The sequence below is a fragment of the Capnocytophaga sp. oral taxon 902 genome (genome assembly GCF_013394735.1).
GTDB lineage: Bacteria > Bacteroidota > Bacteroidia > Flavobacteriales > Flavobacteriaceae > Capnocytophaga > Capnocytophaga ochracea.
The window spans coordinates 2270119-2290643 of record NZ_CP058261.1; the positions used below are offsets into that span (position 1 = coordinate 2270119).

Annotated in this window: 18 protein-coding genes; 4 read left to right on the top strand and 14 right to left on the bottom strand. The window is 37.8% G+C overall.

The annotated features are described in order from the left end of the window. Positions 1–76: 76 nt before the first annotated feature. From HW278_RS09720 to HW278_RS09750, 7 genes are all read right to left on the bottom strand, one after another. The gene (locus HW278_RS09720; protein WP_053581796.1) at positions 77–2593 is read right to left on the bottom strand and encodes a DUF5686 and carboxypeptidase-like regulatory domain-containing protein; all 2517 of its coding nucleotides are present in this window, start codon (positions 2591–2593) and stop codon (positions 77–79) included. An 806-nt stretch (positions 2594–3399) separates the two neighbouring features. After that, a complete protein-coding gene (locus tag HW278_RS09725; RefSeq protein WP_178977679.1) occupies positions 3400–3921 on the bottom strand; it encodes a hypothetical protein in 522 nt (173 codons plus the stop codon). Positions 3922–3932: 11 nt separating this feature from the next. Then, complete coding sequence (locus tag HW278_RS09730) at positions 3933–4289, bottom strand: hypothetical protein (RefSeq protein ID WP_178977680.1); 357 nt, start codon at positions 4287–4289, stop codon at positions 3933–3935. Positions 4290–4291: 2 nt separating this feature from the next. After that, positions 4292–5248: an RHS repeat domain-containing protein gene (locus HW278_RS09735; RefSeq protein ID WP_178977681.1), complete on the bottom strand. Its 957-nt coding sequence runs from the start codon at positions 5246–5248 to the stop codon at positions 4292–4294. 3 nt (positions 5249–5251) lie between these two features. Continuing rightward, a complete protein-coding gene (locus tag HW278_RS09740; protein ID WP_178977682.1) occupies positions 5252–6271 on the bottom strand; it encodes a tetratricopeptide repeat protein in 1020 nt (339 codons plus the stop codon). A 46-nt stretch (positions 6272–6317) separates the two neighbouring features. Then, on the bottom strand, positions 6318–6668 hold the full coding sequence (locus tag HW278_RS09745) for a hypothetical protein (RefSeq protein ID WP_178977683.1): 351 nt from the start codon (positions 6666–6668) through the stop codon (positions 6318–6320). Positions 6669–6690: 22 nt separating this feature from the next. Next, positions 6691–7431, bottom strand: a complete 741-nt coding sequence (locus HW278_RS09750; protein ID WP_178977684.1) for a hypothetical protein — start codon at positions 7429–7431, stop codon at positions 6691–6693. Between the two features lie 1053 nt (positions 7432–8484). Between HW278_RS09750 and HW278_RS12735 the strand changes: the two genes are divergently transcribed. Then, the gene (locus tag HW278_RS12735; protein ID WP_255493607.1) at positions 8485–8616 is read left to right on the top strand and encodes a hypothetical protein; all 132 of its coding nucleotides are present in this window, start codon (positions 8485–8487) and stop codon (positions 8614–8616) included. Between the two features lie 69 nt (positions 8617–8685). On the opposite strand, the gene HW278_RS09755 is transcribed toward HW278_RS12735, so the two are convergent. The 7 genes from HW278_RS09755 to HW278_RS12270 all read right to left on the bottom strand — a co-directional run bounded on the left by HW278_RS09755 (position 8686) and on the right by HW278_RS12270 (position 15814). Continuing rightward, complete coding sequence (locus tag HW278_RS09755; protein WP_178977685.1) at positions 8686–10248, bottom strand: UDP-glucose--hexose-1-phosphate uridylyltransferase; 1563 nt, start codon at positions 10246–10248, stop codon at positions 8686–8688. A 39-nt stretch (positions 10249–10287) separates the two neighbouring features. Beyond that, positions 10288–11355 carry an aldose epimerase family protein gene (locus tag HW278_RS09760; RefSeq protein WP_178977686.1) on the bottom strand — a complete coding sequence of 356 codons (1068 nt, stop codon included), beginning with the start codon at positions 11353–11355 and terminating at the stop codon, positions 10288–10290. A gap of 12 nt (positions 11356–11367) precedes the next feature. Next, positions 11368–12525 (bottom strand): galactokinase, encoded by a 1158-nt coding sequence (locus HW278_RS09765; RefSeq protein ID WP_009412982.1) that lies wholly within the window; start codon positions 12523–12525, stop codon positions 11368–11370. A gap of 121 nt (positions 12526–12646) precedes the next feature. Then, positions 12647–13474 (bottom strand): alpha/beta fold hydrolase, encoded by an 828-nt coding sequence (locus HW278_RS09770; RefSeq protein ID WP_178977687.1) that lies wholly within the window; start codon positions 13472–13474, stop codon positions 12647–12649. A gap of 78 nt (positions 13475–13552) precedes the next feature. Continuing rightward, positions 13553–14596, bottom strand: a complete 1044-nt coding sequence (locus tag HW278_RS09775) for a phosphotransferase enzyme family protein (RefSeq protein WP_178977688.1) — start codon at positions 14594–14596, stop codon at positions 13553–13555. Positions 14597–14738: 142 nt separating this feature from the next. Next, positions 14739–15602, bottom strand: coding sequence for an NDP-sugar synthase (locus HW278_RS09780; RefSeq protein WP_178977689.1), 864 nt, complete (start codon positions 15600–15602; stop codon positions 14739–14741). A 47-nt stretch (positions 15603–15649) separates the two neighbouring features. After that, positions 15650–15814 carry a hypothetical protein gene (locus HW278_RS12270; RefSeq protein WP_009411712.1) on the bottom strand — a complete coding sequence of 55 codons (165 nt, stop codon included), beginning with the start codon at positions 15812–15814 and terminating at the stop codon, positions 15650–15652. Positions 15815–16385: 571 nt separating this feature from the next. Between HW278_RS12270 and HW278_RS09785 the strand changes: the two genes are divergently transcribed. The 3 genes from HW278_RS09785 (at position 16386) to HW278_RS09795 (ending at position 20488) form a co-directional block, all read left to right on the top strand. Continuing rightward, the gene (locus HW278_RS09785) at positions 16386–18857 is read left to right on the top strand and encodes a DUF2339 domain-containing protein (protein WP_178977690.1); all 2472 of its coding nucleotides are present in this window, start codon (positions 16386–16388) and stop codon (positions 18855–18857) included. A gap of 221 nt (positions 18858–19078) precedes the next feature. Then, positions 19079–19765, top strand: coding sequence for a PAS domain-containing protein (locus HW278_RS09790; protein WP_009422490.1), 687 nt, complete (start codon positions 19079–19081; stop codon positions 19763–19765). A 45-nt stretch (positions 19766–19810) separates the two neighbouring features. Beyond that, a complete protein-coding gene (locus HW278_RS09795) occupies positions 19811–20488 on the top strand; it encodes a PAS domain-containing protein (RefSeq protein WP_128090923.1) in 678 nt (225 codons plus the stop codon). The last annotated feature ends 37 nt before the right edge of the window (positions 20489–20525 follow it).

A 20525-nucleotide genomic window follows, 5' to 3' on the forward strand; every position in this document is an offset into this window, starting at 1 on the left:
ATTTTACTTTTTACTTTTTGCCTTTTGCTCACATACCCAGCTGTGAGCCCTTGCTCGCTTTTCCTTTTCCTTTTACCTAAAACGATGGTACTATCCCAATCCGTACGCCAAACTTAGGATTACGCACCCCATTCACATCATTGAAATCGTTGCGCCATACAAAATCTACTCGTATAAAGCGAAAGTTTCCTAACCCTATGTTCTCAATCCCAAATCCGTATTCCCAATACAGTTTTTCAGGTGAATTGAATATAATATTGGTAATATTAGCTTGTTTGTTCTTGTCAGAGAGTGTTCCGTAAGCAAATCGCCCAAATATTAAACTCTTAAAGCGCGTTTTTTGCAAGAAAGGAATGCGGTTGAACAAGAAACCATCAAAATGATGCTCAAAATATCCATTGATATAAGTGTCGGTAATGAAATCGTAGTAATCTAAAAGCGCAAAAGTGTTAGGAGCTGATGAATACGATTGGTTTGCAGGAGTAGGGGTTAGTGCTATCAGAGGTGCTGTACCGAATACCTTCCCTGCTTCCACCGTAGCGTGGAAAATACCGTACCCGAAAAGCGGAATTGGTTTATAGAGTATCGTTTGTACTTTGTCGTAATCAAACTTACTGTTTAATACACCGTCTACGCCTTTAGAGTATTTAAGGGTATACATCGGGAAGAGCTTTTTGCCATAACGCTGTTCCACCCCATAGCCAAATACCTTTCTGTTGGGGGTAAAGGTAAATTGTGCCCCTGTATAAAAGTTGTCGTATTCGTGAATTTCCTCGCCTGTTTTGGGGTTTCGGTAGGCAATAAGGAAGTTCTCTTCGCTTGCCGAAGTGAGTTTTTGGTAAGTACCAAATACCGAAAACTGCAAGTTAGGCACAATATCATAGTTAATAACACCTTGTACTTTTCTGTTGCGAGTAAGATAATAGTTCTCACCACGTGCAATGATAAAGTTGGTAGTATTTTCAAAATCTAATTTGGTATCGTCGTGCATCACAAAGGTACCCAACTGCAAATTGTCGTTCTGATAGCCTGCTCCAAAGGTAATACGCGGACTGTGAGAGATAAGGTATTTACCACTGATACCGTATTTAAACTCTTTGTCTCTCACTCCATAAGCTCCGTATACATAGGTGCGGAAGCGGTCATCGGTAGAGAAGAACGAACGAAAGCCAGCTCTTAGTCGCAAACCCTCTACGTTGTTGCTCGAGAAAGTTTGCCAAAACCTGCCAAACTGCATATAATTGCCAATAGGAATATAGCCCGACGTCACAATATCGGTTACATCACCTATCATCTTGATGCGTTTATTGCTCCCCACTTCCCGAATTAGAACTTTCGTTTTAGTGAGGTCTGCCCCTCCTAAGGTATTTGCGTCCCAATAACTATCGTCTTTGTAAAACTGATTTTTCGCTACCTTTACCACCTGCTCGTCATAAAAATTAGCAGGTTTAGGCTTGTTGAGAACAATATCCGAAAAAGTGATGTAGTTCTTTACATACAATCCCTTTTCTTCGTCTTTCTTCGTCAGGAGCGTAAAGTCCCCTTCTTGTATCTCGTGTTCAGGAAGGTAAATACTGTCGTTGGCAATGGTAAAGTATTTTTCAAAAGAAAGTCCACGTACTAAGTTGATATTCGTTTTAGCCGTAGTGTGCATCTGTATCGAACTCACTATATAGGTCTTAGTGTCTACTTCAAACTTACCCTCTAATGCTAAATCTTGGTCATCACGAGGAAAGAAGTTGATGCGATAGAACGAGCGGTCGTCTCTCTGAATCGTATCGCTCAGCACGTACAGATATACGCCATAACCAAACTCCGCTAGTGGACTCACAAAGGGCTTGTTCAGTATCATATAAGTATTGTCGTAAATATCAAAATCGTCAAACGACTGACTTACACGTTCCAATCCAAAACCTTGTTGTACAATCCCTTGAGCACGTTCAGCTTCTATGTCTACTCGCTTTTTCCCCAACTGATTGTTGCCGTAAACCGTTTCTATTTTTTCAGTGAGATACATTGGCAGAGAGAAGGTCTCTTTGTATTTCTTCTCAGAAAGAATACGCCTGATGGTGTCATATTCCTTTCCTAAAGCCTTTTTTAAGAAGATGGTATCGAGGTTGTTCACCCCCAATTCCGTTGTACTGTGTTTTTTAAACTGATACGCCGTAGCGTTTTGCAGTCCACGCTTTTTTTTATTCTTCCAAATACCTTGCAATACGGTATAGGCAGGGTTCTCTTTTTTAGACAGTGCCTTAGTAGGTTTCGCTACAACTGTTACCTCTTCAAGCAATTCCCCTTCCACCAATACCACTACCAAATCCTTGGTGTTGTCTTTGTCTAAATGTATTTTCCTAGTGTTGTATCCTATAAGTGAAACTTCCAAATCCTTCTGTCTTTTCTCCGAATACAGAGAAAACCGCCCTTGGTCGTCGGTATAAGCTCCAATGGTAGTTTTTGCAAAAATTACATTGGCATAAGCCACGGGGTTACCGTTTTCATCAATCACTTTACCCGACACGTGTGTCTGCCCCCATACTTTTGTAAGACAGAGCATTAAACCGAATAAAAGGAGCAGTAAGAAGCGTTTTTTCATCGTATAAAATCACTTTTAAAATGCAAAGATATAAAAAATAATAAAAATAATATACAGAATGCTACTTTTCTAAAACCAAATCTACTGTATATTATTATAAACTCTTATTTTTTGTAGACCTGCCTTTCACAAAAAAATAATACTCATCTTTCATCTATTGTTCCTTTGTCATTCGTCACCCCCGTCCCTCTTCATTCGTCGTTCGTCCCTCGTCATTACTTCCCTTTTTCGTCATCACATTCCCCCTTTGAACGGAAGTCCGCGAGAGCGGAGTATGTGATAGGAGGAAGGTTTCTTTCACTTCCCCGTCGCCACATTCCCCCTTTTTCGTCATACTCCCTCCTAGTGCCTATGGCCTAAGGCCTATCACCTATTCCTCTTTCTTTCGCCTCGAAACCTCTTTTTTACCATTTTTTGTATCGCTGTATTATACTATTAATCAACTGTTTATATACCCTTTCTATACCAATCGTCCAAGATTCGTATAATCTTCCTATAAGCTCTCTATAAGCTAACCATACCTTCCTTATAGCCTTTTTTCACCAAAATCCCTCTCAGCTCTCTTCTGAAAAATTCCGTTTTCTTCCGAAAACTCCTACTCCCTTCCTCAACTTATCCCGCTTGTCCGAACCATCTGAGTCTCTCCGACATTCTTCAACTAATTTCCACTACTTCCTAATTTACTAATTTCCCAATCTTCAAATTTTCTAATGCTAAAAACTTATCCCTACCTAATAATAAAAAAATACCAAAGGAAGTAGCACACGCTGCTTCCTTTGGCAAAGTTTTTGAATGTTTATAAGAAGCTACTTAACCGTAATAGAGTTTAAAAAACTATTCATCTCGGCAATAGCTTTAGAGGTGTTATTCATTGTGATACACTCTATTGATACTACTTTAGCACGAACAAAAAGCACGACACTACTGCGTTGAGTAACTTCACCCGTTGCAGGATTGACCGCTGAATAGCTTATTTTTCTACCATAGAGAGCTCCTTTTTTGATAGAGCTTATCTGTGCGGTATTGCCCGAGGAAGCCATCACCCCTTGAGTATAGTTGTTGAGAAAACTATCTGCTACTTCTTTTTTCTCTGCCTCTGAAAAGTTTCTTTCAGCCGCTAAATATTGGGTGCGTTGAGGTAGGTCTACACTCTGCTCCATACACACCGTGTTGTCTGTTTGTGCGATATACTGTCGCGCCCCTTGTGCTACACTATACTGCGGATTTTTAGGGAAGGTTACCCAAATACCATTTTCTACTTCTTTTCTCACTTGTGAAAAGAGAGATAAGGAGGTGAATAGGGTAATGATAAGAAGGAGGTTTTTCATTAGAGTAGAATTTAATTGAGTTCAACTTTGTATTCACGACCTCTATCATCCTCAAATGAGGCTGAACCATCACTGATATCTACAGGAGAGAAATGGCTATCGTCTAACCATCCACCATTATTCCAATATATTTTGGTAAGTTCTCCGTCTTCCACTTCTACATTTAATGTATAAGTAGCTTCGTGCCCTGTGTCAGGATTGTAAACTTCTACTTCAGCTTCATAAGTACCATCAGGGTATTTCTCTTCTTTTTCATAAGTAGAGTTTTCCTCATAGACGTCAGTGCTATTGTCGTTGTAATAATTTTTTCTTTGGTTGCAAGCAATCAAAGTTAAAAATAGGGTGAGGAATAAAGTTATTCTTTTCATTGCTAATAGTATTCTATTTCAATTTCTTCTATTAAGAAAGGAGTATTTTCTAAAGTATAGTAGATACTTTCTACAGCATTTCCTTTACTATCATTCTTATACTTGACTTTGTAAAAGATAGATTTTTCAAAATCAGAAAAGGAGTCTTCTATTTTATTACCTTTCTCATCATATTTATAGTAGTTTGTTACATAAAACTTGCAAACCTTACGATCTATATTCTCTGAAAGATTTTGATAAACACACTTTTTCTCTTCAATTTTATTGTCATTGTTATCATAGACATAGGTATTCTTTTTAGAAGGTTCTTTATCAGTTAGATTGACAAAATATTCTTCTATTAGATTACCTTTTTCATCATAAGAGAAGAGGGCTTTTGAAGTAAGTTCGTTATTATTGCTGAAATTTCTTTCTTCTATTTTCTTTCCTTTTGTATCATATTCGTTCACTTGCCTGAGTTTTACTCCACCATTCCAAAAAGCAAAGACATTTCTAATTACTTCTATTTCTCTGTTGTTCTGATCATATTTGTAAGTGTTTTTTTGCTGTAAGACTCCTTCAGAATAAGTGTTTTCTTCAATTCTGTTATCTTTTTGATCATATTTGTAAGTAATTTTAGTGCCTAATGTACCATTTGCCTCATAACCCTTGATTTCTATTAGATTTCCTTTTTCGTCATAGCTAAATTCTTGTCTTATAGTACCCTCTTCTTTATCATAAAAAATCCTTTCAGTAAAGTTTCCATCCTTATTGAAATAAGACACTAATTTGGACTGTTGTTCTTCTTTTTGTATTTTGCCTGACTTTTCAGTAGGTTTATATCTGTATGTTGTTTTAGTTTGGGACTTTACTTTTCCTTTCAGTTCTTGTTTTTGTAGGTCTGTTTCTTTGTATGATTCTTGACCAACACAACCAATAATAGTTAATAGACTAATTAAAATGATTACTAATTTTTTCATATCTTAAAATTTTATGATAGGTTTTTTACTTTTAGAAAGCTTGATAAAGAAGCCTAAAATAATTAGGGATATTATGTAGAAAAAAATGATTCCTAGAAAATCAGCGACCTCTTGTTGGTTAGAAAAACCTGTTTCTATAAATAGAGATAACCAAGTAGATATACTTGCTAACACAAAAATGACTATAACATACACAAAAGATGAGATTTTTGGTTTATGGTAAGCTATAAGCATACATACTAACCCTATAGCAATTCCTATAAAAGTTGTAATAGTAGCAAACTCTGCAGCATTCTCTCTAATCTTAGAAGCATATATCTCATAACTATAATTATAATAGCCAGTGTTATAGTCATTAGTTCTTTTAGAATATTGCCCCATATATCCTACAAAACATACTATCCAAAGAGTAATTCCGAATAGTAAAACAGAAATAAATATATTACTAAGTATTCCTTTTGTACGTATATTTTCAGGGGTTTCTTCACTTGCAATAGTTTCGGAGTTTCTAATAGGAGTTACTTCAATCCCCATTCTTTTTAAGATCTTAAGAGCCTCAGGATAGCCATTTTGAGCTGCTTTTTCTATCCATTGTTGTGCCTGTTGTACATCGGTAGATACCCCTTTTCCTGCTAAGAAACACATTCCTAACTGGTATTGCGCTTGAGGATGTTCTTTTTGAGCAGCTTGCCTGTAATACTCACACGATTTTTGAATATCATTATCAACACCTTTTCCTTCAGCATATAGCTTACCTAAAGTACACATTGCCCCTGCATTTCCTAAGTTAGCTGCTTGTTTTAAAATTGGTAATGCTTCTGTGTAATTGTTTTGAGCAGTTAGGGATAGTGCTTGTTTTAAAAGTTCTTCTCCCTGCATTTGATTGACTGCTTCTTGTAATTTATTTGAAGAAGAAGAGGCTTCCGCATTTGATTGTTTAACCGTATCGTCTAAAGGTTTATCCGTTAAGATAAAATAGAAAGGAATACCTACGGCTAATAGTATAAGTATAATTAGAAACATAAGTTATTCTTTTATTTGTTAATTACTGTAAATCTTATTTTTTTAGTTAATAGTTAAACTTTTCTTCCATTCTATACTTTTCCCCGTTAGCTATGGTGAGTGTGTATATTTTTGCTTGCCAACAATCACGTTCATCATCATTATAGCAATAACTTTTAGGATAGCAAGTACAAACTTCTATTTTTATATGGAATACATTATTGGATATTTTTCTTGCTATTGGAGGAGACCTATAAGGAGTATTGGCTTCGTAAAACTCAAAATAATCTTCTGCATATACAACGGCTTGTTCTGTTGTGTAACTTTTAACAGCTTTCCTTTTTACTGTTTTCTTTTCTTGTGCATAAGTGCTTACTCCTATGAATAAACATAACACTAAGTACAATACTTTTTTCATTATTTTAAAATTATAAAGTTGTTTAAAATCGTATAACTAACCCTACTTTATCAGTACCTATAATAGGAGAAACTCCAAACTTTTTTTCTTGATTTCGGTTATAAGTTTCAATAGCTCTTAATCTTAACTTCTTCTTTTGACCATTGAATATGCCTGCTGGAATCATAAAAACTAATGCTGGAACTAAAGGATATAGAGATGCTTTGTAATTCATTTCGTTTTGTTTACTATCGCTACTTTTTTCTGTTTCACTTGCTAATAACATAATAGCACTTGTAGTAAGGCAAATGCCTGAAGATATGGAACAAATAATTTGTCCAGTTTGGAAGCCTTGTGCTCCTTTCCATTGTCTCTTAGCTTCAGGATCTTTATAGAGGAAATTTTTCATTTCTCCTCCACTAATTAATTGACCATTTAGATAAAACTCTCTACCTTTTTGGGTAATAGTCTTTTTTATAGTGTCTTGCTCAACTTCTACTATTATTTCTTCTTGTTTAGGTTCCATTGTTTCTTTTTTAATGGTACGAAAACTCTCAGCAAAAATATCTTTTGAACCATTGGCATAACGTATCATTAGAACATCTGATTTAAGAATTGTGTAGGTAGGTCCTTCTAAGTTATCTGTTTTTTTGTACTTCACTTGAGAAGTATTTATTTCTAAGACCTTAGCTTGAATATCTTCACCTTTTTTAGTAGTAATAAGGTCTTGTGAGTAAGCTACAAAGCTAAATAATGTAAAGCATAAAAATAATAAGTGTTTCATATTAGTAAATATATTTAATAATTAATTTCATTTTTAATGACAAGCGAAGAAGTCTTTATTCTTAGAAGAGAAGTTGCATACGGCAAAGGAAGGCACATCTGTGCTTCCTTTGCTCTCAGGCTAACCTATATTCTGCGTTGCGATTGAAAGTTTCCAGTTTTCAGACAACAGAATAAAGCTAACGCTTTTTTGAATATGTATATAATAGAAAAAGCGTGAGTAAATACTTTTTCTTTTGCTGTCTGAGGTACTGGATCACCTTGCAACACAAAAACAGGTATAACTCACGCCATAGGCGAAGAGCATTAACCCTTTTGAACTGCGTTGCGGTGAAAGTTTCCAGTTTTCAGACAACAGAACAAAAGCTAACGCTTTTAATATGTCTTTATTTTCGGTGCATAATTACGACTATTTTTTATACTACGCAAATATTTTAGCATTTATTTTTATTGTTTAATAGATAAGTTGTTTATTATCAGTTAAAAGACAAAAGGTAAAGCACAATTATCCACAGACAACTAATGTCTAAATTATTCACGGTTGTTAGCAATTAGTCCTTAGAGTTACTAAAGGTACTCAGAGCCTCTCCAAGACAGCCTCTCTAATATTCTCATCTACTAATTCTTTCATTTTCTAATTTTCCACCCGTCCTTGTTCATTCGTCATTCGTCCCTCGTCATTACTTCCCTTTTTCGTCACTACATTCCCCCTTTGAACGGAAGTCCGCGAGAGCGGAGTATGTGTAAAGGGGGATGTTATCCCCTAGTGCCTATGGCCTAAGACCTATTGCCTATTCCTTTTTCTTTCGCCTCGAAACCCCGTTTTTAACATTTTTAGCACTGTTGTATTATATTATGAATCAACCACTTATATACCCTTTCTATACCAATCGTCCAAGATTCGTATAAGCTTCCTATAAGCTCTCTATAAGCTAACCACACCCTCCTAATAGCCTTTTTTTACCAAAATCCCTCTCAGCTCTCTTCTGAAAAATTCCGTTTTCTTCCGAATCCTTCTAACAGTACTCAATACATCGCTTTTTTATCTAAAACTTTGGCAAAGTTAATAGCCCATCGTGCTACGACTGCCTGTGCGGCTCGCACCTTTGCCAAAGTTGATTATTTCTGGCATTATCGGTATTTTTGGCATTATTGGCGTTTCTTGTATTATTGCCTTTCTTATTAAAAAAGGGACGTTTATAAAACGTCCCTTAAATATACTTTATTTTTTTACCTTTTATCTTTTACCTTTTACCTAAACTTGAGCCTGAGCAATAAATCTCCTAAAACCTTCTTCTCCTTTTGGAGTATGTTTGAACACGCCACAATTCTCCAACACCTCACAGAAAGTATCGCCTATACTTCTATTAATAAAGTTATCTAAGTTCTCTATGGAAAGTGGAGTAGGGCAGGAGCTCACGTAACGTTCTAACCACTGAGTGTGTTTTTGCAAAGCAGAGTCAGCGTTCATTTTGGTATATACAGTGCTGAAAGCGTTACCAGCTGTAATAGCTTCACCAAGCAAGGTTTTAATACTCGCCATTTCAGTCTTTAACCTACCAGGTAAAATCGCTAAGCCCATCACCTCAATAATCCCAATGTTCTCTTTTTTGATATTGTGCAGATGTTCGTAAGGGTGAAAGATCCCCATAGGGTGCTCAGTATCCGTACGGTTGTTGCGCAAAGCTAAATCGAGTTCATATTTGCCGTTTTTAAAACGTGCCACAGGGTTTACCGTATTGTGACGCACACCCTCAGTATGCGAGTAGATGCCTAATGATTCATCGCTGTAGTTTATCCACGATTGCAAGATGACATCGGCTAAGGCGATGAGGCGGTCTTTCTCACCACGCAATCGCAATACGCTCATAGGCCAATTTACGATGCCTGCTTCCACATCTTCAAAACCTTTAAAACTCACACGTTCTTTTATGGTAGCTTTTTCCATAGGGAAAACGTGTCGCCCACCTTGAAAGTGGTCGTGTGAGAGGATAGAGCCTCCCACAATAGGTAAATCGGCATTAGAGCTGAGAAAGTAATGAGGGAACTGCTCTACAAAGCCCAATACGTGCTCAAAGCAAGCTTTGTCAATCTTCATTGGGCGATGCTCACTCGAAAAGACGATACAATGCTCATTGTAATAGATATAAGGGGAGTATTGGAAAAACCATTCCTCATTGGCTAAATCCAGCTTAATCGTGCGCAAGTTTTGCCTACCAGCGTGATTCACACGCCCCATATAGCCTTCGTTCTCTTTACAGAGCAAACATTTTGGGTAGTTAGTTGCTATTACATCTTTTTGGGCAGCAATATCACGAGGGTCTTTCTCCGGCTTAGAAAGGTTGATAGTAATTTCTAAATTGCCATAAGGGCTATTGTGTTCCCACAGAATGTTCTTAGAAATCCTATCGGTGCGTATGTAGTTGCTTTGCTTGTTCAGCTCATAAAACTGTTGGGTTGCCTGCTCTTTACTCCTTTGGTAAGTATGCCAAAAATCGTTGCGAATCACAGAAGTACGAGGTAATACCTGTCCCATAATCTTAGAGTTCAGCAGGTCGCGGAAAGTAAGCGTATCGGTAGTGAGGGTGCCGTTCTCAGCTGCCCACTGCACTAAGCGGTCGAGTACTTCCGTAGGATAAGTTATCTGGGCTACCTCTTTAGCGATTTGAGCTTGCTCTTCTTTTGTAAACTCGGTATAACTATCGCAACCAATACTTTCCAAAACAGCATTGGTAACAAGAATACGGTCGTCTTCCTTCACCAAGTTATGAAGTACCGCATAACTGATGAGCTTTTCTACTTCAATATAAACTTTCACGATTAATAATTATCAATTAATAATTAACAAGACTATTTGTTATTTAATAAGAAACTTATAAACGGTTTCTTGCTTGTACACTTCCCCTTTTTCTAAGGGTTTTACCCCAAACTTCGGCTGATTGATACCATCGGGGAAATCTTGCATCTCAATAGCTACACCTACAAATCGTGGGTTTTTTGATGGTTTTTCTTTGGCAGTACATACCTTATCGAATACAGGAACATCATCTAAAAAGTTACCAGTGTAAATCACAGCCACACGCTGGGTAGTATAGGCTTCCATAGTAATACCACTGTGAGGAGAATGTAATACCAACTGAGGAGCACCTTTGAGTCCGCTGTGGTTGAGCACAAAGGGGTGGTCGTAGGCACGTGTGATTTTGAATTGAGGGTGTCCTTCGGCAATACCCTCAGCGATAACTTTACCTTTGCGGAGGTCGAAAGTAGTACCTTTTACAGCTATGTAATCACCCGTAGGTATTAATCCTTCTGCCAATTCACAAATATTATCAGCAGCGATTTGTAGTACTTGGGTATCGCCATTCATTTCCATATCACCTGAAAGGTTGAAATAACTGTGGTTGGTGATATTGAGGTAGGTTTTAGCATCGGCAACGGCTTCGTAAGCAATGTGCAGACTGTTGTCATCAGTGATAGTGTAAATCACTTTGAAATCTACTTTTGCAGGGTAGCCTTCTTCACCATCAGGACTTGTGTAGTGCATTTCCAAGCCATTAGCGAGCTCTTTTACTTCAAAGAGTTTACTGCTAAAACCTTCTTTACCACCGTGCAATGAGTTTTCACCATTGTTTTTAAATAGGTGATACGTTTTCCCGTCGATAGTGAAGGCAGCGTTGTGAATACGCCCTGAAGTGCGCCCTATGGTAGCTCCATTATAGGCACTATTACCTATGTAATCTTCCAAATGCGCATAGCCTAATACTACGTTTTTCAGTACGTTGTGCTTATCTTTTACAGCTATTTCGGTAATAGTACCGCCTAAGTTCAAAACAGACACGCGAAAGCCGTTCGCATTCTGTAAGGTATATTGATAGACAGCCTGTCCGTTGTGAGTACCGAACAGGCTTTTGTTGATGGTTATCATACTTTGTCTTGTTTATAGTTTTTTAGCGCCGTCGCTTACAGAAGCGATATAGAAATCGGCTGCATAACCTATTTTGTTTTTGTAAGCCTCGCCTACGTTTTTAATGAAGTCGTCTACCTTGTCTTTTTTCACGATGCTTACAGTGCAACCGCCAAAGCCAGCTCCCGTCATACGTGAACCTACTACGCCAGGTTGTTCCCAAGCAAGAGCAGCCAAAGTATCGAGTTCTACGCCAGTTACTTCATAATCGTCGCGCAAAGAAATGTGCGATTGGTTCATTAATTTACCAAACTCAGCTAAATTACCTGCTGAAAGCTCTTTTTGTGCTTTAAGAGTACGTTGGTTTTCATATACTGCGTGTTTAGCTCTCTTTTGGCGAACGGGACTCTTGATGAGGTCTTTGTTGGCTTCAAATTGTTCAATAGAGAGTTCTCCTAAGGCTTTAATAGGCAATTTAGTTTGCAATTCGGCTAAGGCTTCATCACATTCGGCACGGCGTTCGTTATATTTAGAATCGGCGAGACCACGGCGTTTGTTAGTATTGGCAATCACGATTACCTCATCTTTAAGTACCACAGGGACATAGGCATATTTGAGTGTGTTGCAATCGAGGAGGATAGCGTGGTCTTTCTTACCCATAGCTACCGCAAATTGGTCCATAATACCAGAGTTTACCCCAATGAATAGGTTTTCAGTTTTCTTGCCTAATTGCGCCATTTCCACAGGGTCGATAGAGAGGTGGAAGAGGTCTTTTAGCACAATAGCGGTAAGCATCTCAATAGAAGCAGAAGAAGAAAGCCCTGCGCCATTAGGGATATTCCCAGAGAAGAGAATATCAAACCCAGAGTCGATTTTTTGTCCTGCTTCGAGGAACATTTTAATCACACCCTTTGGGTAGTTAGCCCAATCGTGTTTTTTGTCGTTGGTAAGTTCGTCGAGAGTGAACTCCATTACGCCAAGGTCAGCAAAGTTTTCAGAATACATACGGAATTTACGGTCATTGCGTTTTTTTACGAGACCGTAAGTGCCTTTGTCGATAGCGCAAGGGAACACATTACCGCCATTGTAGTCGGTATGTTCACCGATGAGATTCACACGTCCTGGTGCGAAGAATTGTTTTTCGGCAGGAGCACCGAAAACTTCTTGAAACTTTTGTTCTAAGTGTTTCATATAGTTTTAATTTTAGTTATTAGTTTTGTTTAGAAATTACTTAATTAAATAATATAATGGAAAAAGGGAGTGCTGTCAAAGACAATTCTAATAGATATTTCTTGTAGAGACAATATATTTCTTATCTTATAAAGGATTTTAGCTGAGTCAAATACCAATCAAAGTCATCATACATAATAAAGTGGAGCCCTTTATTGGCATATCTAAGGTCTCTCAAAGATAAATTTTGATATTGATCTCTTATGTTGTCTTTTGAATAAGTAAATACGGACTCTAAGAGCACTAAGGCAGGCACTTTTATCTGTTTTATTTCCTCTCTGAGGTCTGTATTAGAGATTTCACACACAAGTTTGGCGAGGGTCTCCCTATCTGAGGCTACACTCCACTGAACGATGGTAGGCTTCTTGGCTTCCTTTGTTGTATAGTACATCATTGAAGCCATTTGCGAACGCTCAAAGTCTTCTTTAGACATTGCTGTAAGTTTCTTAATCATAGGAGTACAATCCTTGTTAGGTGTTATCTTAAAATTAGGATCAGAAAGCAAAGGCAAGCAAGGCAAAGCATCTACAATCACTATTCTATCAAGTAGGTCAGAGGCTTTAGCAGCTATTTTCATAGCAAGGATGCCCCCTAAGCTATGCCCTACAATCGTAGGTTTTTGGATGTTCTCCTTTTTGATATAGGAGATAATGGCATCTGTCCAATAGTCCAAACTTGGATTCTTTACAGGGGTAATTCCTCCAAACCCCGCTAAGGTAAGCAGGTAGCAAGTGTGGTTAGTGATCAGAGCAGATACAGTCTCTTGCCAGACATCGCTGGAGCAGCCAAGTCCTGGAATAAACAAAATAGGACTTCCTTTTTCTCCTACTTTTTTCACTGAGAATGGAGATTGTCCAAACGTAGATAGTGGCAAAATAAGTAAAAGGGAGGTTATAAAAACATTTCTCATAGTAAAAAAATAGATTTTAAATTAAAAATTAGCTTGGTTTCAACTTTGGCAAAGTTTCAAACTAAAAGTTTTTATTACCTATTTAAAGTATTTTTTAGCAATCGCTCTGAGTTCTTTTTCTTTGTCTTCCAAACGTTGGAAAAGGACAAATTGATTGCGGGCACGAATGTAATTCTCCTCAGGATATGAGGTTTTGAAGTACACATCGTTGTTAAAATAATCGGCGAGGAAACGGATACCGATAATGAATATCATATATTTGGCTCCGTCGACGATGTGTTTTTTCTCTGAGGGAGTCATCACAGGGTTCATTACTGAATAACCTTTGCAGAGCGCTTCGAAGAACTCGGTATTGAAAACGATTTTGCTTTCATCGGCTTCGTTTTCTTCGGTAGGGCTTACCGAAGTGCGTACCATATCGCCGAAATCGTACAGTAAGATACCTTGCATCACTGTATCGAGGTCGATTACTCTAAAATCATCGGGATTGGATTTATTGATGAGTACGTTATTGATTTTGGTGTCGTTGTGGGTTACGCGTATAGGAATACGCTTTTCGTCTACTTCTTTTTGGATAAGGTCGAAAATTACCTTGTGTTTTTGCGCAAATTCGTATAGCTTTTCAGCTTTGTCTTTGCGTGCAGGTGTTGCCTGAGCGTAAGCATCTTCGAGTTGTTGGAAGCGTAAATCTCCGTTATGGAAATTAGGAATGGTAGCCTGCAATCGAGAGGTATCGATATTGGCAAAGGTTTTCATAAAAGTTGCAAAGGCGGTGGCAGCTTTTTCGGCTTGCCAAGGAGCTTCGATGAATTCATAAGAAGTATAGCCTTCTGCAAAAGGGAATACTCGCCATACAATGCCCTCGGCATTTACGGAGTATCCTCCTTGTTTAGCTTTCATCATCGGGAGAATGATGTGATTGTTGGGTTCAGTTTCCCAGAGCAGTTCGATGTTTTTGATAATGCAGTCGGGGGTTTTGAACACATTGCTGTTAATCCCTTGAAGGATATAATTTGTATCGGTGGTTTTTACCAGATACGTACGGTTGATGTGTCCGTTGCCATAAGGTTCCACAGAAAGGAGGGTTCCTTTTAAGTTAAATTGATTGGCTATTTCTTTCATTTTTATTTAGGTAAGAGGTAAGAGATAAGAAGTAAAAAAAACTTATTATCTCTTACGGGTTAAACATTTTATTATTGAACTTTGCCAAAGTTTCAAACTTTGGCAAAGTTGAAAGTTGTTATCTTTTTAGTCTTCACTTGAATTAGAACCTATCAGGGTACTCGCCTTTATCTACGAGTTTTTGTATTTCGTTTTGTACCATTGCGAGGTCTTCGTGATAGGTCATACCGAACCAGTTGTCGTGATTGGGTAATACTTCTAATTTATATCCGTAATCCTTAATGGCGTGTTGTACTACCATAGGGATATAAAATTCGGATTTAGGGTCATCTTTATGTTCGGCTACAAATTCTTTGAAATAACGGTCGGCTATATCCAATACTTCGTGAGTAAACCCCCAGAAGTTCATAGATACGTAGGTGCTTAGGGGATACTCGGCGCCTGTAGCTTCGTCTACGGCAGTAGTTTCGTTAATTTTACGCAGTTTGGTAGCTTCGTTGATAGAGAGTAGGTGATGATTGGCGTCTACTTCGCAGATACCGCGTGAAACAGTTCCGTTTTCACTAAGGGTGTTTTTCAGTAGATATCCTCCTGAAAAGAACGTTTTTTCTTTACCAGCATTGAGTGCTTCGTACATTAAACGAAAGCCTTCTTTGCCATAGTAATCATCGGCATTGATGATGAGGAATGGGTTTTTTACAAACTCTTTTACACAAAGCATAGCGTGCCCTGTACCCCAAGGTTTTTTACGTTCGATGCCTTTTGGGTTAAAATCGTCTTGATATACATAAGTAATGGGCACATTATTGAATCGATTTTCTAAGTGTTGGCGTGCTAAATCGTCGATTTCACGACGGATAATGAGTACTACATTGTCGAAACCAGCTTGTAGAGCGTCGTAAATACCGTAATCAAACAAAGCGTTGCCATTGTGAATATTTTCTAACTGCTTGTCTGAACCAAAGCGACTTCCTAAACCTGCCGCTAAAATTACTAATGTTGTCATATAAAGTTAATTTCTTAATAAATAAAAGTCTTGATAAGTGAATGTACTTATTTTGCATCGGCAAAGATAGGGATAATTTTGTAATCTGGAAAAAAATATAACGAAATTTTTACGAAGAATTTAAAAATGCTTTCCGTTACTTGTTCTTTTATAAGAGTTTTGATAATGCCAATAATACCGATAATGTCAGTAATGCCAATTAACTTAGCCAAAGTTCAAACTTTGGCTAAGTGTTGTAGTGCAAAAGCGACACACCGGAGTTTTTCGGAGAATCTCGGGAGGACTTTGAAAGTCTCGGGAAGGGGAGTGAAAGGGGTGAAAATTTGAGGAGGAACGAAAGTTTTTGGAAGGATTTTAGAAAGGTTTAGAAAGATGTTGAAGGTATGGTTTAGTGTACTTAGCTTATAGAAAGCTTATAGGAAGCTTATACGAATCTTGGACGATTGGTATACAAAGACTGTATTAAACGTTGAGAGACAGGCATTTAGGAGGTGTTAAAGATATATTAAAACGAAAGCTAAGGTGTAGGGGTGCACTTTCGTAATTTAGGGTAAAGGGCGTTTGGGGTAGGGGAGGGGTGTTATAACTTACCTCCCCCGCTCCTCCTCCAAAGGGGGACAATCCACAATCATACCTATTTAAAACTTTTTGCATATTCTCAATGGAGGAGAATCCGTTAAATGTGAATGCTGTAAGGATTATATGGGTGATTTTGGTAAATTAGTTTTTTTTGTTACCTTTGTGCTTTCATTGCTTATTAGCTTTCGCTTTTACTTATAAGTTATGGTATCAGAAAAAGATTTAGAAGCCTTAATGGCTCAGGTAGATGGTGCTGTGGATAGGCAGTACGACTTCATTAAAGAGATGAAGCAGATAAAGCAAACGCTTTGGGAACTGAAAGCCCAAATGCGTGCTACTTCGGTATTAACTTCGGCGGTACCCGCAGAAACGGCAGTGCCTGAGGGTACACGTGAGGCAGTAACAGAGACTCCCCCTGTGGGAACGGTAGCTCCTGTTCAGGAACAAACCGTAATAAATACTGTGGCTGAGGAGATGACGGCAGCTGTTGTAGAGAAGCAAACGCCTGTTGCGACGGTTGCTGAACCGGTGCAAGAAACTTCACAACCGAAACAAGAGACCCCTCCGATTACTTTTGGTACAAAAACGAATCCGTTTGCGCCTAAAAAGAAGGTGAGAAATCCGTTTGAGCCGAAGCAATCTACTAACTGGGAGCGATTTATCGGTGAAAACTTGTTTAGCAAGATAGGGATAGTGATTATTATTATTGGGGTGTTTATAGGGGTGAAATACTCTATTCAGCACAACCTTATCAGCCCTGCAATGCGCTTGGTTTTAGGTTACTTAATGGGTATAGGGCTTTTTGTAACGGGAGCTATGCTCAAGAAAAAATATGAGAGTTTTAGTGCTATCTTGGTGAGTGGAGCAATGACGATTTTTTACTTCGTCACCTTTATTGCATATGCTGTTTTTGGTTATTTCCCGCAATCTCTTGCCTTTGTGCTGATGTTCCTCTTTACAGCCTTTACGGTACTTGCTTCGTTGAGCTATAACCAAGTGGTGATAGCTATTATAGGGCTTGTGGGAGGTTATGCGGTACCTTTTCTTTTGAGTAATAACTCGGGTCAGGTAGAAATCCTATTTATGTATACAGCAATTATTAATATAGGTGTGCTGATACTTTCGTTTTATAAGCAATGGCGTTCACTGTACATTTCGGCGTTGTTCCTCACTTGGCTATTGTTGTTCTCGACGTGGGCATCGGCTTATCAGTACGACGATTTTGTACCTTACTTTGTATTTAATTTGGTAACGTTCCTCACTTTCTATATTGCTTTTATAGTTCAGAAAATACACAGGGTACAGGAATTGGAAGCGGTAGATGTACTTTTGTTCTTGTTTAGTAGCTTGTCGTTCTACGCGATGGGTGTTTGGCTTATATTGGATTATTATCCTAATAATCGGACTTTTGTGGCGATGTTTACATTGCTTAACGCTGTATTTCACTTTTTGGTGGGTTATTATTTTCACCTCAAAAAGACGCCTTCTCAGGCTTTGAAATACTTAGTTTTGGTGTTGGCACTCTCATTTGCTACTTTGGTAATCCCGATACAGTTTAAAGGAACGTGGATAACTATCTTCTGGATAGCCGAAGCTGCGTTACTCTTTGGGTTTGGACGTACTAAAAAAATGCCTGTGTACGAGCGAATTTCATACGCAGTAGTGATTTTGGCTACTTTCAGTTTGCTGATAGATTGGGGGAAAGGCTCTTATAGTATCTTTGATATGGAAGACGCGAGTGCGTATATCACGCCTTTTGCTAACTCGCTCTTTATTACAGGGTTACTTTATAGTGTGGCGGTAGGAGCAATGGCTTATATCAATGATAAATACAAAGAGACAGGGACGCTTAATAAAGTGTTGAGCTTTTTGTTCAATATTTTTTCGGTACTTATTTTGTATTGCACTTTTTACAGAGAGATAAGCGTGTTTTGCGATATGAGGGCTTTACATCAAGACCCTGAGATTTACAACCATTATGAGGCATATCAAGACTTGAACACTTTTAAAGGGGTATGGCATATTATATACAGTGTGTTGTTTATTTCGGCTTATAGTTTTCTGAACGTGAAGTACCTGAAAAAGAAATTGTTGGCAGAACTACAAATAGGCTTAAACTTTTTGTTACTGACTATATTTATGACCTTGGGGCTCTACTATTTCAGTGAGTTGCGTGAACGTTATATGGAAGAAGCGCAGGAAGGAGGGCAGTTATCACTTTGGTTTTTAAATATTAGATATGTGGGTTTGCTCTCGCTGGTGGTATTAGGCAATAGCATTTATGCCCTCAGTAAGTTTTTGGAATTTAAAACAGGAGCAAGACGTGTATTGGAAATGTTGTTGCATCTGGTTATTTTGTGGGTTGCTAGCAGTGAATTACTGCACTGGACAGATATATATGAATCGGTAGCTAATTATAAATTAGGTCTTACAATTTTATGGGGAGGTTATGCTATTTTATTGGTAGTATTGGGTATTTTTAAAAGGAAGAAATACCAGCGAATATCGGGTATTATACTGGTAGGTTTTACGCTGTTGAAGTTATTCTTTTACGATACTACCCACCTCGACACTCTTCATAAGACCATAGTGTTTGTACTGCTTGGGGTATTGCTACTGATAGCATCATTCCTCTATAACAAATATACCAAAGAGATAGAGGGAGAGCAAAAATAAGAGGGTGGAAGATTAAAAAGAGAGAGAAAAAATGCTAAATGTGTATTATTTTTCCAAATAAGAAGAGAGAGATTAGAGGAGTTAGTTTTATTATAGTAAGCTGTAAATCAAACTAATAAAAGGCGAAGATTGTTGTAAGGAAAATTTTTTGATAAAAAAATACATATAATTAAAATAAAAGCATTACTTTTGTGCCATAATAACCAAAATTTAATTTTGTAATGATTAGAGATTATAGAGACATTAAGCTTACTGTACAACGTCCTACTCCTATTGACAAGGAGGTGAACTGGAATAAATCGTTGGTAGTGATTAGTGAAACTGATATTTATGGTCGAATTACCAATGTAAACGATGTGTTTTGCAATGTTTGTGGCTATAGTGCTGCGGAAATGGTAGGGCAACCACATAGTATCATTCGCCACCCTGATATGCCTAAACTGATTTTTAAACTGCTTTGGGATAACCTTAAATTGGGGAATAACTTTATTGGGGTGATTAAGAACTTAGCAAAATCAGGAGAGTATTATTGGGTAATCACCGATTTTGAAATGCGTAGAGATGCGGATGGGAATATCACACACTACATTGCACGCCGTAGATCGGTGCCCAAAGGAGTAATAGACAACTATGTAGCACCGTTTTATGATACGCTTTTGAAGCTTGAGAAGATAGGTGGAATGGAGCTTAGTACCCGTTTTTTCAAGAACTACTTAGCTAAACAAGGCAAGGATTATATTGATTTCATTATAGATATAATGAATGAAAATAGAGAAAATGTGTCTTTCGAAGAAAATCAAGTATCATCAGTAGATACTACACAAGTGATTTCAGATGATATTGTAACTATGAATGAGGCTCAAAACGAGAAACGCAAGAGTTTCTTTGGTAGATTGTTTGTGCAATAACTATCTAGAGCAACTTATGTGATTAACTAAAAAATTTAAAATAATATGTCAGAATTTAAAAGTGCTGTACCTACAATTGCAAGACCCACTCCTATTGACCGTGAAGTACAGTGGGATAAGACCAAAGTACTCATCAGTGAAACAGATGCGGTTGGTACTATTACCAAAGTGAATGATGTGTTCTGTGAGGTATCACACTACACTGCTGAAGAACTCATAGGACAACCTCATAACTTGATACGCCACCCCGATATGCCAAAACTTATTTTTAAGCTTCTTTGGGATAACTTAAAGGCGGGAAATAACTTTGTGGGTGTGATTAAGAACTTAGCTAAAACAGGAGAATACTACTGGGTGGTTACTGATTTTGAAATGCGTCGTGATGCATCGGGTAATATTACACATTACATTGGCAGAAGAAGATCGGTGCCTGAAGCAGCGATTAAAGACTATTTGGCACCTTTCTATGATTCACTTTTGAAAATGGAGAGAATAGGGGGTGTAGAATTGAGCAGTCGTTTCTTTAAAAACTATTTGGCTAAGCAAGGGAAGGACTATGTTGACTTTGTGATTAGTATTATGTCAGAGGGTCAAACTAAATTTACAGCTGAAACTGTATCGGGCGTTGATAATAACAACGTGACAGTATCTGACGATATTTACCAAATGGATGACTCGAAGAATGAAAAGCGCAAGAACTTCTTCGAGCGTTTGTTTAACTAATAAAAATATTAGAGAGAGATAAGAGGGGAATAGAGGT